The organism is Companilactobacillus sp. (assembly GCF_022484265.1).
GTDB lineage: Bacteria > Bacillota > Bacilli > Lactobacillales > Lactobacillaceae > Companilactobacillus.
In genome coordinates this window covers 1734462-1751136 of sequence record NZ_JAKVLR010000001.1, presented here as the reverse complement: position 1 = coordinate 1751136, position 16675 = coordinate 1734462, and the positions used below count along the sequence as shown (strand labels likewise).

At 38.1% G+C, this 16675-nt stretch carries 13 protein-coding genes; 11 read left to right on the top strand and 2 right to left on the bottom strand.

Annotation, left to right across the window (positions count from 1 at the left end; translation table 11 throughout):
* Positions 1-208: 208 nt before the first annotated feature.
* On the bottom strand, positions 209-760 hold the full coding sequence (locus LKF16_RS08345) for a guanylate kinase (RefSeq protein ID WP_291470448.1): 552 nt from the start codon (positions 758-760) through the stop codon (positions 209-211).
* A gap of 90 nt (positions 761-850) precedes the next feature.
* Here LKF16_RS08345 and LKF16_RS08340 point away from each other — a divergent pair, with 90 nt between their 5' ends.
* Positions 851-1060, top strand: coding sequence for a DUF2187 domain-containing protein (locus LKF16_RS08340; protein WP_291470446.1), 210 nt, complete (start codon positions 851-853; stop codon positions 1058-1060).
* Positions 1061-1155: 95 nt separating this feature from the next.
* Here LKF16_RS08340 and LKF16_RS08335 read toward each other — a convergent pair whose 3' ends face one another.
* Complete coding sequence (locus tag LKF16_RS08335; protein WP_291470444.1) at positions 1156-1782, bottom strand: LVIS_2131 family protein; 627 nt, start codon at positions 1780-1782, stop codon at positions 1156-1158.
* 263 nt (positions 1783-2045) lie between these two features.
* On the opposite strand from LKF16_RS08335, the gene nrdH reads away from it, so the two are divergent.
* The 10 genes from nrdH (at position 2046) to LKF16_RS08285 (ending at position 16444) form a co-directional block, all read left to right on the top strand.
* A complete protein-coding gene (gene nrdH, locus LKF16_RS08330) occupies positions 2046-2276 on the top strand; it encodes a glutaredoxin-like protein NrdH (protein WP_010624751.1) in 231 nt (76 codons plus the stop codon).
* Between the two features lie 4 nt (positions 2277-2280).
* A complete protein-coding gene (gene nrdI / locus LKF16_RS08325) occupies positions 2281-2655 on the top strand; it encodes a class Ib ribonucleoside-diphosphate reductase assembly flavoprotein NrdI (protein ID WP_291470440.1) in 375 nt (124 codons plus the stop codon).
* On the top strand, positions 2642-4807 hold the full coding sequence (gene nrdE, locus LKF16_RS08320; RefSeq protein WP_291470438.1) for a class 1b ribonucleoside-diphosphate reductase subunit alpha: 2166 nt from the start codon (positions 2642-2644) through the stop codon (positions 4805-4807). Before nrdI ends, nrdE begins: the two co-directional genes overlap by 14 nt.
* A gap of 75 nt (positions 4808-4882) precedes the next feature.
* Positions 4883-5860: a class 1b ribonucleoside-diphosphate reductase subunit beta gene (nrdF, locus tag LKF16_RS08315; protein ID WP_291470436.1), complete on the top strand. Its 978-nt coding sequence runs from the start codon at positions 4883-4885 to the stop codon at positions 5858-5860.
* Between the two features lie 213 nt (positions 5861-6073).
* Complete coding sequence (locus LKF16_RS08310) at positions 6074-7096, top strand: alpha/beta hydrolase (protein ID WP_291470434.1); 1023 nt, start codon at positions 6074-6076, stop codon at positions 7094-7096.
* 219 nt (positions 7097-7315) lie between these two features.
* Positions 7316-8170 (top strand): AraC family transcriptional regulator, encoded by an 855-nt coding sequence (locus LKF16_RS08305; RefSeq protein ID WP_291470432.1) that lies wholly within the window; start codon positions 7316-7318, stop codon positions 8168-8170.
* Between the two features lie 195 nt (positions 8171-8365).
* Entirely contained in the window at positions 8366-10564 is a 2199-nt protein-coding gene (locus LKF16_RS08300; protein ID WP_291470430.1) for a glycoside hydrolase family 65 protein, read from the top strand.
* 139 nt (positions 10565-10703) lie between these two features.
* Positions 10704-11741, top strand: coding sequence for an alpha/beta hydrolase (locus tag LKF16_RS08295; RefSeq protein ID WP_291470428.1), 1038 nt, complete (start codon positions 10704-10706; stop codon positions 11739-11741).
* A 390-nt stretch (positions 11742-12131) separates the two neighbouring features.
* A complete protein-coding gene (locus tag LKF16_RS08290; protein WP_291470426.1) occupies positions 12132-14270 on the top strand; it encodes a hypothetical protein in 2139 nt (712 codons plus the stop codon).
* Positions 14271-14431: 161 nt separating this feature from the next.
* Positions 14432-16444, top strand: coding sequence for an Ig-like domain-containing protein (locus LKF16_RS08285; protein WP_291470425.1), 2013 nt, complete (start codon positions 14432-14434; stop codon positions 16442-16444).
* The last annotated feature ends 231 nt before the right edge of the window (positions 16445-16675 follow it).

Genomic DNA, 16675 nt, shown 5'->3' with positions numbered 1-16675 from the left:
TTCCCCCGTAAATGGTTTGTTTATTAATTAGTTTTAAATTTTATAAATTATTTTTATCACTCAACGATGAATACTATACTCTCTGAATATTTCATAATTGTTACAAGAGTAGTATAAGAATGTTACACTTTGAAAAATCAAAAAATAAATACCCAAGAATACGATTAAACCGGCGTTTTTGTTTAATCGATCCTTGGGTATTTATGTCTTATTTGATGTCTTTTATGATGCTATCGATGCATTCTTTAGTTTTTTTTATGTCTTTGTTAATGATTTCATAATGTTTTCTATATAATTCCTTAGGAATTTGGTAGTCTCTGCGATTTTCTTCACTAGACAGGCGCTGCGTCAATCGCTCCTGGGCATCGCCACGTTTCTTGAGACGATCGGCCAAAACCTTGGGATCTACTTTCATAAAAAGGATGACCGCATCATCGCCGTATTTTTCCCGATAGGCGACTGCACCCTTAGTATCCAACACAATTGAAGCAATCGGCGACTTCTTCCAAGCTTCTTCTAATCCTTCTTCAGACGAGCCATACTTGTTGCCGCTGTATTCAACTCGCTCCAAAAAATGATTTTTTTCAAAGCTTTCGTCTGTTTCGAAATAATAATCCACTCCGTTGACCTCTCCAGCTCGTGGAAGCCTGGTTGTATGAGTCACAACGTGTGGAATGTGGTATTTTTCTTCTAAATATCGACTGATCGTGGTTTTGCCAGTGCCACTAGCACCAGTTATTACAATAATTTTATTGTTCATGATGTTCATCCTGTTGCGTTTGATTTGAAAAATCTTTACTACTATATTATGATACTAATCTGTTAAGTAAATAACTCTAGGAGTTTAATTATGAAAATTGAAGATATTAAAATAGGTGAAACATACGACTGTAAAGTTGATGAGGATATGGATTACGCCTTCCAGGGAAAAGTTGAGAAAGTCTACGAACACTCTGCCCTAGTTGAAATCGTTAAAAACGATCCAAAAGACGATCCAAACAAAATGGAACTTAACAACAAGATCGTTGTTAGTGCCAAGAAAATGTCAAAAGCTAAATAACTTGGAAACAAAGGGCTAAATCATTGCTGATTTAGCCCTCTTTTTGTTGTTATTTTGATTATACAAAATTATCGCAGTATGACAATTAAGACGCTCTATTTTGCGTAATTAATAAATGATCTAGCAGGAACTCTCAAGACACGATACTCAGAAGCATAATGTCCAGCACGCATCCCTAGTCCATTAATGAAGTTGCTCTTGTATTTGGCTTCAGCCGTAACAACGTAAGCATATTGATACTTCTGGTCCATCTTGCTGATTTTCTTCATTGGCCAGTTCAAGTGAACGCCAGATACGTTAAATGGCAAGGTACCATCCGAAATTGAAGCCTCACGACTAGAGACAGAATACTTCGAATTATCTAACCAGTATTGGTAGACATTATTCGAACCATTTGAACTGTTCTTATCGATCTTGATGTAATAGCCTTGACCATCTTTAGTCGTTTGCATGATCATTGGTTCAAACTTGTAACTAACGGCAATATCCTGTTTGTTGTTCAAGTCCACTCTCGAAAACAATGAAACATAGAGCATTCCGATCACGGCTACTATGACGACTAGAATTTCCAATGCGTCTAAACAAACAGTCTTCCAGGTGATTTTAGTCTTGTGTTCGACTAAAATTTTGAGATGTCTATTTCTAATATTAAATACAACAAGGAATAACAGAGCGATGACAATAATCCAAGCGAGTATCCCTATAAAGTTCCATCCGTTCATTATTTTCTCCTCAAATCCGTTGGTTATTTATTCATAAAAAGCTGCTTACTAATTGATAAGATAATTCTAACACGAAACGGCAGACAATTTACGAAATTGAAATTTTTTTATCAGGCTATAAATAGCGACCTTACGCATTTTGACACACCTTATAGTGTATTAAAAAATAGGTAGACCACAATATATAGTATATTTCTCGTTACATTTCATTTTAATTGTTTTATACTAGTCTTTGAAACATTCAACAAAAGGGGACCACCATTATGAACAACGTAATCGTATATAGTAAAAACAATTGCATGCAATGCAAAATGACAAAGAGATACTTAAAAGAACATAACGTACAATTTGAAGAACGTAACATCAACCAACAACCACAATATCTTGATTATTTAAAACAACAAGGATATCAAAGTGTTCCTGTAGTTATGCCTGCTGACAGTGATCCAATCGTCGGATTTCGTCCAGATAGCCTAAAAGGACTTGTAGGCTAACTCGATGGTAGACATCGCATTTTATTCAATTACAGGTCAAACCGTTCGATTCGTCAAGAAAACCGGTTTGGACGCATATCAAATCAATGACGCCGACCCGTTTCACGAAATGGGTCGGTCGTTTATTCTCATCGTACCCGCATACGATGATGATATGATGGACCCTGTAATTGATTTCCTTCAATACAAAGACAATGCTAAGAATTGCGTCGGCGTAGCAGGCGGCGGAAATCGTAATTTCAATACATTGTATAATCACACAGCAAGAGACATCGCTAAAGGATTAAACGTACCTGTTGTCTTCGAATTCGAATTCAACGGTACTGACAAAGACGTAGAAAATTTCAAGAAAGTAGTGAACGAAGTTGGGGCTAAATAACCTAGACATTGAGAAAGTAAATTATTTCAAATTAAACAATGAGATCAACATCCCTGTTGATGACAAGATTCCATTAAATAAAGACCAAGAAGCTATCAAAGCTTTTTTTGACGAAAACGTTAACCCTAACACTAAGAAGTTCGATTCATTCAAAGACCATATCGACTATTTGTTAGACGGGGACTTTATTGAAAGAGAAGTCGTTGATGAATATCCATTTGATTTTATCGAAGACCTCTACAACTATTTATTAGATCAACATTTCCAATTCAAATCATTCATGGCAGCCTACAAGTTTTATAACCAATACGTTATCAAGACTAACGATGGCGACTTGTACCTTGAAAACTATGAAATGAGAATCCTTTTTAACGCCCTATTATTTGCTCACGGAGATCAAGATCTCGCCAAATCATTAGCAACTGAAATGATTGCTCAACGTTATCAACCAGCTACTCCTTCATTTTTGAATGCTGGACGTAAACGTCGTGGTGAATACGTATCTTGTTTCCTATTGCAAGTTACCGATGATATGAACAGTATCGGACGGACCGTTAACAGTGCACTTCAACTATCACGTATCGGTGGTGGTGTCGGGATCACACTTTCAAACTTGCGTGAATCTGGTTCACCTATCAAGGGGATCGACAACTCATCATCCGGTGTCTTGCCAGTTATGAAGTTATTGGAAGATTCATTTAGTTACAGTAACCAACTTGGCCAACGTCAAGGTGCTGGTGCCGTCTACTTGAACGTTTTCCATCCAGATATTATCGACTTTTTATCAGCTAAGAAAGAAAATGCTGATGAAAAAATCCGTGTTAAGACTTTATCCCTAGGTGTGATCGTACCTGATAAGTATTACGAATTAGTTCGTGAGAACAAAGATATGTACTTATTCAGTCCATACTCTGTCGAACGCGTTTACGGTGTACCTTTCTCATACGTTGATATTACTAAAGAATACGACGACATGGTCAAAGATGACCGTATCAAGAAATACAAGATCGAAGCTCGTGAACTTGAAGACGAGATCAGTAAATTACAACAAGAATCTGGCTATCCTTACGTCTTGAACATCGATACGGTTAACCGTGAAAATCCGATCGACGGTAAGATCATCATGAGTAACTTATGTACTGAGATCCAACAAGTACAAGTTCCTTCAGAGATCAACGATGCACAAGAATACGTCAAAATGGGAACAGACGTTAGTTGTAACCTTGGTTCAACTAACATTTTGAATATGATGAAGAGTCCTGATTTTGGTAAGTCAGTTCGTTCAATGATGCGTGCTTTGACTTATGTTTCTGACGCTTCAAACATTGTGGCCGTTCCTTCAGTCGCACATGGTAACAAGTTGAGCCATTCAGTTGGTTTAGGTGCCATGGGCTTGCATACGTTCCTTGCTAAGAATCATATCGAATACGGTTCACCTGAATCTATCGAATTTACTGGCGTTTACTTCTACTTGTTGAACTATTGGACATTGTTTGAAAGTAACCAAATCGCTAAAGAACGTGGCGAAAGCTTCTACAACTTTGAAAAGTCAGACTATGCGAATGGAACTTACTTCGATAAGTATTTGAACCAAGATTGGGCACCAAAGCTTGATCACGTTCAAGAAATTTTTGCTGACATTCACATTCCTAATAAGGAAGACTGGCAAGCACTTAAAGACAGTATTCAAAAGTACGGTCTTTATAACGAATACCGTTTAGCTGTTGCTCCAACAGGTTCAATTTCTTACGTCAACAATACTTCTGCTAGTTTGCAACCTATCACACGTCTAGTTGAAGAAAGACAAGAGAAGAAAAACGGTAAGTTATACTTCCCTGCTCCACTTCTAAGCAACGACACGATCAAATACTACAAGTCAGCCTACGATACTGATATGCGTAAAGTTATCGATATTTATGCAGCTGCTCAAAAGCATGTTGATCAGGGTATGAGTTTGACATTGTTCATGCGTTCAGAGATCCCTGAAGGCATCTACGAATGGAAGACAGATACTAAGCAAACTACTCGTGATCTCAGTATTTTACGTAACTACGCTTATTACCAAGGTATTAAGTCACTTTATTACGTTAGAACTTTCACTGAGAACAACGATGAAATTGGAAGTAATGAGTGCGAAAGCTGCTCAATTTAGTTAAAATATATATATTCTGTAGGTAGCCCAATGAATGTATAGGTGGTTACCTATGATTCGGAGGGCTATTTTAGAATGGTTGACACATACTACAAAGCCATTAATTGGAACAAGATCGAAGATCAAGTAGATAAAGCTACTTGGGAAAAGTTGACTTCACAATTTTGGTTAGACACACGTATCCCATTATCAAACGATATTGATGACTGGCGTACTTTAAACGAAACAGAACATACTTTGGTTGGACACGTCTTTGGTGGCTTAACGCTGCTTGATACGCTCCAATCACAAGACGGTATCGAAGAGATCAGAAAAGATGTCCGTACCCAAGCTGAAACAGCCGTTTTTAACAATATTCAATTTATGGAATCAGTTCACGCTAAGAGTTATTCATCAATTTTCAGTACTTTAAACACTGCTGAAGAAATTGAAGAGATCTTTGACTGGACTGACCACAACGAATATCTTCAAAAGAAAGCTGAATACATCAACGAAATCTATCAAAACGGAACTGGCCTTGAGAAAAAGGTTGCCAGTGTTTTCCTAGAAACATTCTTGTTCTATTCAGGTTTTTACACACCGCTTTATTACTTAGGTAATAACAAACTTGCTAACGTTGCTGAGATCATCAAGTTGATCATCCGTGACGAGTCAGTTCACGGAACTTACATCGGATACAAATTCCAATTAGGCTACAACGAGCTATCCGAAGAAGAACAAAGCAAGATGCAAGATTGGATGTATGACTTGTTGTACAAACTCTATGACAATGAAGAAAAATACACTCACACCTTGTACGATGATATCGGCTGGACTGATGAAGTCCTCGTATTCCTACGTTACAATGCCAACAAGGCTTTGATGAACTTAGGTCAAAGTCCCTTGTTCCCAGATGGAAACGCTGAAGACGTTAACCCGATCGTTATGAATGGTATCAGTACTGGTACTAGCAACCATGACTTCTTCTCACAAGTTGGTAATGGTTATCTAATGGGTAAAGTTGAAGCCATGAAAGATGATGACTACAACATTGGCCGTAAAGACGAAAAATAATTAAAACTCAATCAAGTCACTTCTGACCGGTATTTGTCAGTGGTGACTTTTTTTGCAATTTAGTCTTTAAAAATGTTCATTTAGGTTATAAAAGCAACAAGTTTGGGAATTAAATTTACGAATATTTTTTATTATTATTGGAATAGTTCAACGCAATAAATATGTAAAAATAATATATATAGCCTAAAAATCAAATCGAGGGGGTACGATAATATGCCAAGTTCAAATTATTCTGAAACATTAGTCAACGACAAGTTGCGAAAACTCGTCAAGCCTATTTCTGACACAGTTTCTGGAGGCGAATACAGCGAGCAGCTGCTACCATACATTGAGTCATTCAGAACTAAGTCAGAGTTATACGATAATTTAGAGGAATTACGTGCCGGCAACAAAGTCCCTGATTCTAAAGATTTAACCACCACGAATATTGAGATCAAAGACGAAACAATCAACTCGTTTGACCGTGAAGTCCATATTCAAACCATTACGCCTGAAAATGCTAGTTTAAAACGGGTCTTGATTTATTTTCACGGTGGTTCTTTTTATGGTGGGCACATTCAAGATGCCCAAAACTTACTGAAATTAGTAGCTGAAAAAAGCAATCTGACTATCATCAATGTTGATTATGGTCTCGCACCAGAATCTCCCTTCCCTTCAGCAATTCTAGATGGCGTTGCCGTCTCGATCTATGCTAAAAAAGTTTTGAACTTTGAAGAACTTATTTTAGGTGGAGATTCAGCTGGTGGAAATATCAGTCTGGGCGTTAACGAGATGCTGCATCAATTCGGCTACAAACTAACAGTCGGCAGTATCGTCTTGTACCCAGTCGTGACATTGGCTGACGATGATACTTCAAAATATTGGGACCTCAAACAATATCCGATCAGAGAAGACCAAAAAAAGATTCGAGACAACTATTTAGCAGTCTTTCAGCAACTTAATGGCATCATGCGTGAATACTATTTGCGAAATGACGAAAACTCTATCCACGGCCTAGTATCGCCATTATATTCAGATTCAACTTTTAAAAAGCCAACAACTTTGGTGGTCTCTGGAGAATTCGATTTTTTCCGGCTTCAAGATGAAGCATTTGCCGAAATGCTAGCTCGAAATGGCAGCAACGTGACTTACATTCAGTACAACGGTATGGCTCACGCCTATGCACCAATGGTCGGAATCCTTCCCCAGGCTGACGACACCGCAGACGAAATGGCCAAATTCATCGGCAAACTCTGAGAAACAACATCAAAACTTATGAATAATAAGCGAATCCGAGCGTCCTTTTTTCATGAAGGACGCTATTTTATTACCATTTTTATTTAAAAAATATATTTCAGATTAATAAAGGTAATCTTTTCTGGATTGATGTAATCGCTTAAAACAACGATGCTATACTATTTTTATATACAATCAATTGGATTTTTTATAAAAATTATTCAGAGGAGATTGATGAAAATGGCAGCATTTCATGAAAATTTGATTTTTGATGATAAATTGCCAGTCAAGGTGATCCTCCACAGTAATCCTGGCTGGAGGAAGAAGGTCGCATTATCGCACTGGCATAATTCGATCGAGATTTGTTACGTCATCGACGGACACCCTGGGACTGGGCGGATCAACGGCGAATCATTTGAATTAGAGGCTGATAACGCCTACGTTATCGGACCAAACGTCATTCACAGTTTTGATTCGATCATCACCAGAAAAGACGAAGTGTTGACCTTGCTGATACCGCTGGAATGGCTGACCGATCAAATCAACGACTTCAACGAGATCCAGTTCGACATAGGACCAATCGATGTTAAGGCTGAAAAAAATCGCATTTTTTACGAGGCTTTAAACAACGTTCTCGAATATAAACGCAGCACTAAGATTGGACTGGAGCAACAAGTCACCGCTGTTGCCGCTCTGCACTACATTGCAGCCTTTGTCTTGACCCAGAACAGTTCCGTCAGACTATCGCCAGCCAATGCACTTGAATTAGGCTCGCCGTTGATGATCCAGCAAATGATGTCTAAAATGCAGAACAATTATCAAGATAATCTGACCATCAGCGAACTCAGCGCTGAAAATCATATTTCAGAAGCACATCTGATCCGAGTTTTTAAAAAATACGTTGGCGTTTCTCCAAAAAGCTATCTGATCCAGATCAGATTGGCAGAAGCCGCCAGAATGTTGCGACAAACAGAGTCTTCAATTGAAGAAATATCGTCTGATACCGGCTTTGGATCGCCGAAAAACTTCTTTGTTTTGTTCCGCAAAAAGTATCAGATGACGCCAAAAGAATATCGTCAAAAAAATACCGTTTAACCAAAACTCTTATTAATATTTCAAGTCGGTCATATATGACGTGATTTATTGATAGGAGTTGTTTTTTTGAAAAAAGCGACTACTATAAATGAACTGAGGTTCAAAAAGGTAATATTTTCGAATGTATCCTGGATTGTATTATTATAGTTATATTCGTAAATTAATAAACAAGATGATCCCAAGGGGGTATTTCTTATGGTTAGTTTGAATAACTTACAATTAACCGACTTAGACAATCACCGCATTGCCTACTTGGAAACAATTTTTTCAATCGCTAATGGCCACTTCGGCATCCGTGCCAGCGACCCCGTGGCCCCAAGTTCAACTAGCGGCACTTTAGTTAATGGATTTTACGAAAGCAGTCCGATCACATATGGTGAGCGGGCTGTTGGCTATGCTGAAAATCATCAAACTATCGTCAACTTACCAGATCTGAGAAAGATCAAAGTGAGCGATTCCGATGGTGCACTTTTTGCAAAAAGCGAACTACTAACTTCGAACTTGGATTTTCAAACTGGAATTTTGAGTCAGTCGTACAAATTGACCAACCCCACTGGCAAAAATATTACGCTGACTTTTGACAGCATTGTCGATCAAGCTGACCAAAAAGCTGGCGCTTTAAAATATGAATTTACCGCCGGTACTTATAATGGTCAGATAACCATCGGCAAATCCCTCGCCTTCAACGCCACCGTTACTGAAAGCGACGATCCTAGAAAAGCCCGTCAGATCACGAGTCTAGACATCACAACAACCGTTGATTCTAACGACCAAAAGGAATTGTTGATTGAGACTCAAAACAGCAAATTGGCAGTTGCTATGCGTTTGAAAGCTTTAGATGGAACTTTACTCGAACAGAGTTTTGATTTAGCCAAGGGACCCGCAGTCGCCAGATATCTAGTTTGCGTTTCCGACTTTGCTAACGAGTTGACGCCACCCACTGCCGACTTAAAAGATGTGACTTTTGAACAAGTTATCGCAGATTCGAAAAATTATTGGCAGACGATCTGGAACAGTAGCCAAATTGAGATCGATGGCGATGATCGCCTAACTCAAGCTATCCGCTACAACTTATTCCAGTTGAATCAATCTGCTGGACGTGATGGTAAGACTAATATCTCAGCTAAAGGACTCAGTGGCACAGGCTATGAAGGTCATTACTTCTGGGACACCGAAATGTACTTGATGCCTTACTTTACTTACAGCACGCCGATGATCGCAAAAAAATTACTCGATTTCAGATACAACACGCTCGACATTGCTAAACAGCAAGCCAAAACGCTCGGAGTGTCTGAAGGTGCACTATTTCCATGGAGAACGATCAATGGTGAAGAAGCTTCAGCCTATTATCCAGCTGGAACTGCTCAATACCATATCGACGGCGATATTGCCTACGCCGCAAATCGGTACTATGAAGCCACTAACGACCGCGACTGGCTCGTTGAAAAAGGTTACGAACTAATTCTCGAGACAGCTAGATTTTGGTCTCATTTTGGCCATTTCCACGAGGTCGATGGGAAAAATCGATTTGAATTTTACGGTGTAACTGGTCCTAACGAATATACAGTTATGGTCGATAACAACTATTACACCAACCGAATCGCTAAACACAACTTGCATCTAGCCGTTAGATTGGCCAAAATCGTGTCTGAGGTTGATCCCAACAAGTTAAAGGAATTACACGTAACTGACGAAGAATTGGAAAAATTCGAAAATATTGCAGACGTTATTTACCTGCCATATAATCAGCAGCACCAAGTCAATGCCCAGGACGACAGCTTTTTCAACAAGCCAATCTGGCCATTTAAGACTACTAAAAAAGACCAATATCCACTCTTGCTGCATTTCCATCCGCTAACGATCTATCGTTACCAAGTTGCCAAACAAGCTGATACGATCCTAGCTGAGTTTCTCTTCCCACAAGACGTCGGTAAAGATCAACTCCAACGTGAGTATGATTACTATGAATCGATCACCACGCATGATTCATCGCTCTCGCGTTCAGTCTTTAGTATGATTGCAGCCCGCCTGCACGATTCTAAGCAAGCTTACGATTACTTCATGACCACTGCCAAAATGGATCTGGTCGACTTGCAAGGAAACACCGAAGACGGTTTGCACTTGTCGAACCTTGGCGGAAGCTGGCTAGCACTAACTGCCGGATTTGCCGGCATGACATTTGAAGAAGGTAAATTGCACCTGATCAACAACCTTCCTCAACAATGGAAAGCCTTAAAATTCCGCATCCGGCTCCAAGATAACCTTTTTGCCATCGAACTTACCAAAAATGACATCGACGTAAAACTGCTTGAAGGAACCAGCGCCAACGTCATGATAGACGGCAAATGGAGAGAAATCACTCGAACTCATAATGATCAAAAAATATTGAACTAAAATAACCCTTTACGATATAAACGCCGTCGTAAAGGGTTTTTGCGTGGTTAAAAAAGGTAACTTTCTTGGCAAAATAAGCTATTAAAAATAATTATAATTTCTACTAAGATAATGTTAATCGATCAAAGGAGAAATGAATATGTCATACGTACAAACTATTAACGCCTTAAAAAGATCAACCACTGAATTTGATGGTCAATTAAGAAAATTTGTCAAACCCGTCAGCACTGGCATAACCGGTGGACAATACAGTCCATTGTTGTTGCCAGACTTGGCAAAATTCAAAAAAGCTTCTGATTTGACCGAAGATTTAGCACAACTACGCTCTGGGAACGGTGTAGCTTCTAAGGATTTGACTACCGAAGACGTATTGAATGTTCAACGGAAGATCGAGTACTGGGGCCGCGACGTTTCAATGGAACAGCTAATCCCGCAAAATGCTGATCCAAAAAAAGCCTTCATCTACTTCCATGGTGGATCATTTTATGGAGGCAGTACTGGAGACGTCGGCGACATGCTTAAGTTGGTAGCTGAAAAAAGCCATACACAAGTTATAAATGTTAACTACCACCTTGCACCTGAACATCCCTACCCGTCGGGGATCTTAGATGGTGTTGCAGTCTGTTTATATTTTCAAAAACAACTCGGCGTTGACCAAGTAATTCTTGGAGGAGACTCAGCCGGAGGCAACATCGCCTTGGCCGTCAACAACATGATGAATTACTTTGGCTACAATGCTCCAGTTGGAAATGTGCTCCTATATCCCGTTGTTACCTTAGATGATGATGAGACTAAAGATCTCTGGGATCTTAACGCTTATCCCATCAAGAAAGACCAGATTTTTATCCGTAATAACTACCGTGAATTCTTTATGCAACTAAACCAGGTCATGAGACAATTCTATTTACAACATGATGAAGATCCGAGATATGGACTGATTTCACCACTATATTCAGACACCAGTTCAAAGAAACCAAGTACCTTGATGATCGTTGGAGAATACGACTTTTTCCGCCTTCAGGATGAATCGTACGCACAGAAACTCCAAGACAACGGTACCAATATCAGATTCGTACAATATAACGGAATGGCCCACGCCTTCGCGCCACAAGTCGGAGTTCTGCCTCAAGCAGACGACTCAGCCGAAGAGATGGCCCAGTTCATTAAATCAATTTAAAAAATAATTTTTGAACACTCCACATTTTTAAGGTTCGTTTATGAAACCAACGGCATAATAGAACTTGTTCAAATGAAGGAGGAACAAATCAATGATTATTTTAAACTCATTACGCGCAGGTATTAGTACAGGTATCCATACAGCAGCAAACGATGTGCAAGCTGTTGGACAATTCTTTGATAACGTTACACGTTATTAATCACAAGTTTACCTTAACTAATAAACATTCATTTATATAAACAACCCCAGGTAAAGAGCCGGTCCGAGAGGATCGGTTCTTTTTTTGTAAAATTTTTTTGATATTGGTTTATACCAAATAAGCCATGTTATATTTTTTGTTCTTTATTTATAATTTAAAGCAAATTATTCTAGTTATTTGGTGGTGTCTAAATGTCTTTAAAACAATTTTGGACCAAATTCAGGCATAGCTTAATATTTAAATTAAATATTTTGATATTCATATGCTTAATTACTATTTGCACAACATTTCTTCAAAATTCAAACGTTGCAACTGGAAATATCAAAGAATCCAACTGGAGATCATCAACCATTGATAACCCTTATATGAATTATCAGACACGAGGTAGTATTGTGGATACTATTACAGATGTTATCATAAAATACTATCCCAAAAAACATGGTAAAGAAAAGCCAGTTCAGAAGGTTAAACCATCAAAACCTGCATTTTCCATTGCAAACGGTTTTTGGTATTTTAAAGCAGGTTACGAATTACAGCCGAAACCTCTTTACATAGTTCAAAAGAAAAAACAACTAACAATAAAAACAAGTATATTAAAAAATGATGCCAGTTTTATTCCAAACAAATATTTATGGTGGTACACAGCAGATAACGGTAAAACTTGGAATATAGTTCCAAAAAGCGATGGTTCAGACAGTACAAATCAATATGAAGATGGTCCAAATTTAACATTTACTGCTCCAAATACAACTGGAACATTATATATTCAACAGCAAGCACAAGTCTGGCCAAGGAACTTCAACGAACCTCTTTGGTCAAACGTTGCAAGAATAGACGTCGTAAATGACGAACAAAGAATTAAAAAAATAACTGATTTTAATTATAATAATTCACTATTCACAGACGATGCATTTAAAAATCAATCTCATTTTCCTGAAGTAATCACAGATCCTGAAGGAGCCACTAATACAGATGATATTAGATGGAAATTAGACGACAATGATTTGGCCACGATTGATCCAATTTCCGGAAATCTAACAATTAATGACAATAATAAAATAGGACCAATAGACGTCACAGCTGAGTTACCTAATACTAAAATACGCAAAAAGAAAACTTTTTATATAAGCCGGATTTTGGATGGCAATACTGATTCCATTTTTGAGGACCAACCAGTAAATTTAAAGATTAACGATTCATTTAAATATGATCCAAGTCAATACAAAGTCCGGTGGCATACTCTCAAAAACTCAGACGATGAGATTATACCAGGTACAGACGATTTAAAGGATATTACATTGACGTTTCCGTATGAGTTGAATAATGGACAAATTTATGTAGAATTCATTGATAAAACAACTGAACATTATACAGACGAACATAATAATGTTCATGAATATAATAATTCGTTCAAATCTAATCCATTAACCTTACACATAACTCCTATTTACCCGCTCTTTGCTACCACTCAAAAAATTTCAAATGATAATCAGGAATCTAATTTTTCAAACAATGAAGTAATTCATGTAAAAAAAGACGATACTTTAACTCACACACTTCAATTTAAAAATAAAAGTCCTATCCAAAGCTTGTATGGTAAAACTGACGCTTTTATCACCTTACCATTATCTCCCAATGAGTCCGTAATTACGGGATCATTTGATACTGTTGAAAAACACTGGAACCCCGATGAAAACAATCTACTGCAGTTTAAAATCACAATTCCTGAAGAGGAAATGAATAAGAATGATTTCCATACTATAAAAGTTAAAACGAAAATCAAGTACATCGATCCTGTTAAAAATAAATTTGAATATAAATCAATGTTGAGTGTTCCAGCGAATAAATTACAAAGCATAAATTCAATTGAACCGCACGATATTGATTTTCCAAAAACGTATGCATATTTCGGAGATTCTCTGGCTTCTCCAGATTTAAAAATAATAACTCATCCAATCGATTTTGGAAAAATATTACCATACAAAAAAGCGATTTTTGAGCGTAAATCACCTGATGACACTGATGAAATCATTGGTTTCAATGATGAAAGAAAAGACAAACAACCTGTTAAATTATTATTAGATTATTCTGGAAAATTTGTTAATCAAAATAATTCAAAAATAATTGCACCGATGCATATGATTTTTTTTAAAAATCATACACCCGTGACTGATCAACCCGAAACAATCATAGAAACTAAATTGGGAGAGCCGCTTTCTTCAATACATTGGTCAAAATCAAACGGTCTGAAATTAGCAATAGATGACACCAAGATCTTAAATGGTTCGTATAAAGCTGTATTATCATGGACTATTGCTTATTCTGTTTGAAATTTGGTAAAAATAATCATTATTAATAATTGTTGTACATATTTATAAATATTTATTTTCAAGCGGAATATTCCAATACAAATATTTCGACATACCATCATCATTGAACTAAGCCTATACTACAAATCAGCTAAAGTAATCAGATATGAGGGGGATACTTCATGTTTAACCACATTTGGGGATTTCTCAAACGGATTTGTAGTCTAAAATTTCTACCAGTTTTAACGTTATTCTTTCTTTCAATCCCAGTATTACTAGGCGATGCCACTGATATTACCGTTCCTGATCAAGGTACTGTACAGACGCAAAATGTCGGCGACTCTCCTATTACTGAGCGCAAACTATCATCTTCAGAAGTGCGACCATATGGAAAGCCTTCCGAACAAGTTTTTCCAGTTCTGGGGTGGTATTTCAAAGCGGGCTTTCAACTGGAACCAAAGCCCGACTATTACGCTGAGTTAAATCAGAAAGTTACGATTCATACTACGGTGGCTCGAAATAGTGCCAGTGACTTGTATGGACACGATGAGCATCAGTGGTTCTACTCTGAGGATGAGGGTCAACATTGGAATCCCGTCGATAATAGCAACTCTCCTGACTTAACGGTGAGCTCTGAAACTCCAAAAACGGTGTATTTCCAAGATACTTGCCAGGTAATGCCCAAAGATCTCAATCCACTGCTATTTTCTACCGTTGCCGCCGTCCACTTCACCGGAAAAGAAGTTCCAACGACTGGTTTGAAGGTCGATACTGACGAAGATACTGTTTACGTTAATGAAAAAGATGAGGATCAGTCGATTTTTGCTCATGCGACGGTTACTCCAAACGATGCCACTGACATCAACAATATTCGCTGGTCTTCCAGTGATCCTAGCATGGGGAAAGTCGATCCAGTCACTGGTGAAATAACCGTGAATGGACAGGCAAAAACGGGTCAATTTGACGTCACAGCGACCATCAATAATGTTTCCAGTTCTAAAACTATCTATGTTAAAAAAATGTTGACTGGTCCTGAATATATTTTTCCAGGCCAAAATGCCATCTTTGAGCTGCATGGCGATGCGAAGAATTCTCAGGACTATAAAGTAAAGTGGTTCTTGATCTCAAAAGGTATCACGATTCCTTTAACCGAGAACTTCGGGACTGTCTGCAACTTGCCGCCGCACTACGTATATATGATCAATGATGGAGCAATTATTTATGCGACAGTCACTGAAACAAAACCTGCTGACCCTAAGCATCCTAAAACGATTGAATCTAACCATCTAGTTTTTAATATTATCAAGGGTATGCCAGTCATTGACGCCAAGCAGACAATTTCTAAGGAATCCAACAGCAGTACTGGTTTGACTAACGATTCACAGGCCACTAACGTTGTAAAGGGCGATAAATTATCGCACAAATATACGCTGACTAACAAATCTCCGGATGCCAAAGAATTCGGCAAACTTGGACATCTTGATATTCCACTGGCTCCACAAGAAACTGTCAACGAAGTAAAAATTGGCGACAAAGTGGTGCCACAAAGTGATTTACAGATCACGCAATCAGCTGGCCAAAACGATATCCAGATTCCATTAACGTTGTCCGACACCAATCCGGTCACAGTTGAAGTCACGACTGACGTTGGAGCGTACAAAGTACCATCTTTTGAATACAAACCTACCTATATAATCGACGAATTCGTTTCAAAACATTACTCAGTCGACTTTTTACCCGTCAAGGCGACCTTCTTACCTGACCCGACTGGTGGGAATTCCGAGGAATCGTTGGAATTGCATCCCCAAAATCTTGATTATGGAACCATCAACAACTTTTCTAAAAAGTCGATCTCCAGAGTCACTCCAGCTAGCAATCAAGACGTTTTGACCTTCGTGGATACTAGAAAAGAGAAATCCGGCATCACAATTTCGTTAGATTACTCCAACAATTTTCTAGATAAGGATAACAATCCCATCAAGCTCCCGCTCTCATTTGAATTTTTTGACGGGAATCACGAGCTAGTCCCTTCTGCTGATCACAAAGTGATTTTGGAACAAACCGAAAATGGCGAGGACTTGCAGCCGATCAAATGGAAGAAAACCCAAGGCCTGCAGCTACAAGTTGGCGAAGGAACCCTCCCAAGCGGAACGTACTCATCGCAACTAACATGGACCTATTCAGACTCTGTTTAATAATTGAAATCATTAGGCAATCAACAAAATCGTTTAATCAAACATTACAGCATTAAGTTATTTGTCACATCAGAAATGATGTGGCTTTTTTCATGTTCATTCAAAAAATCCTCACAATCGTCAGATAGTTATCTAACAACTATGAGGTGTCTCACGTTATTAAGGCTTTCTTTTTATCGTTTTATTAATATTGAATTATACAAAAATCCACCTTTTATTTCTTTATATCAA

What these genes read in the sequence shown, in the direction of transcription:
- LKF16_RS08345 (WP_291470448.1), bottom strand. Translation starts at nt 760, where the DNA reads ATGAACAATAAAATTATTGTAATAACTGGTGCTAGTGGCACTGGCAAA.
- LKF16_RS08340 (WP_291470446.1), top strand. Translation starts at nt 851, where the DNA reads ATGAAAATTGAAGATATTAAAATAGGTGAAACATACGACTGTAAAGTT.
- LKF16_RS08335 (WP_291470444.1), bottom strand. Translation starts at nt 1,782, where the DNA reads ATGAACGGATGGAACTTTATAGGGATACTCGCTTGGATTATTGTCATC.
- nrdH (WP_010624751.1), top strand. Translation starts at nt 2,046, where the DNA reads ATGAACAACGTAATCGTATATAGTAAAAACAATTGCATGCAATGCAAA.
- nrdI (WP_291470440.1), top strand. Translation starts at nt 2,281, where the DNA reads ATGGTAGACATCGCATTTTATTCAATTACAGGTCAAACCGTTCGATTC.
- nrdF (WP_291470436.1), top strand. Translation starts at nt 4,883, where the DNA reads ATGGTTGACACATACTACAAAGCCATTAATTGGAACAAGATCGAAGAT.
- LKF16_RS08310 (WP_291470434.1), top strand. Translation starts at nt 6,074, where the DNA reads ATGCCAAGTTCAAATTATTCTGAAACATTAGTCAACGACAAGTTGCGA.
- LKF16_RS08305 (WP_291470432.1), top strand. Translation starts at nt 7,316, where the DNA reads ATGGCAGCATTTCATGAAAATTTGATTTTTGATGATAAATTGCCAGTC.
- LKF16_RS08300 (WP_291470430.1), top strand. Translation starts at nt 8,366, where the DNA reads ATGGTTAGTTTGAATAACTTACAATTAACCGACTTAGACAATCACCGC.
- LKF16_RS08295 (WP_291470428.1), top strand. Translation starts at nt 10,704, where the DNA reads ATGTCATACGTACAAACTATTAACGCCTTAAAAAGATCAACCACTGAA.
- LKF16_RS08290 (WP_291470426.1), top strand. Translation starts at nt 12,132, where the DNA reads ATGTCTTTAAAACAATTTTGGACCAAATTCAGGCATAGCTTAATATTT.
- LKF16_RS08285 (WP_291470425.1), top strand. Translation starts at nt 14,432, where the DNA reads ATGTTTAACCACATTTGGGGATTTCTCAAACGGATTTGTAGTCTAAAA.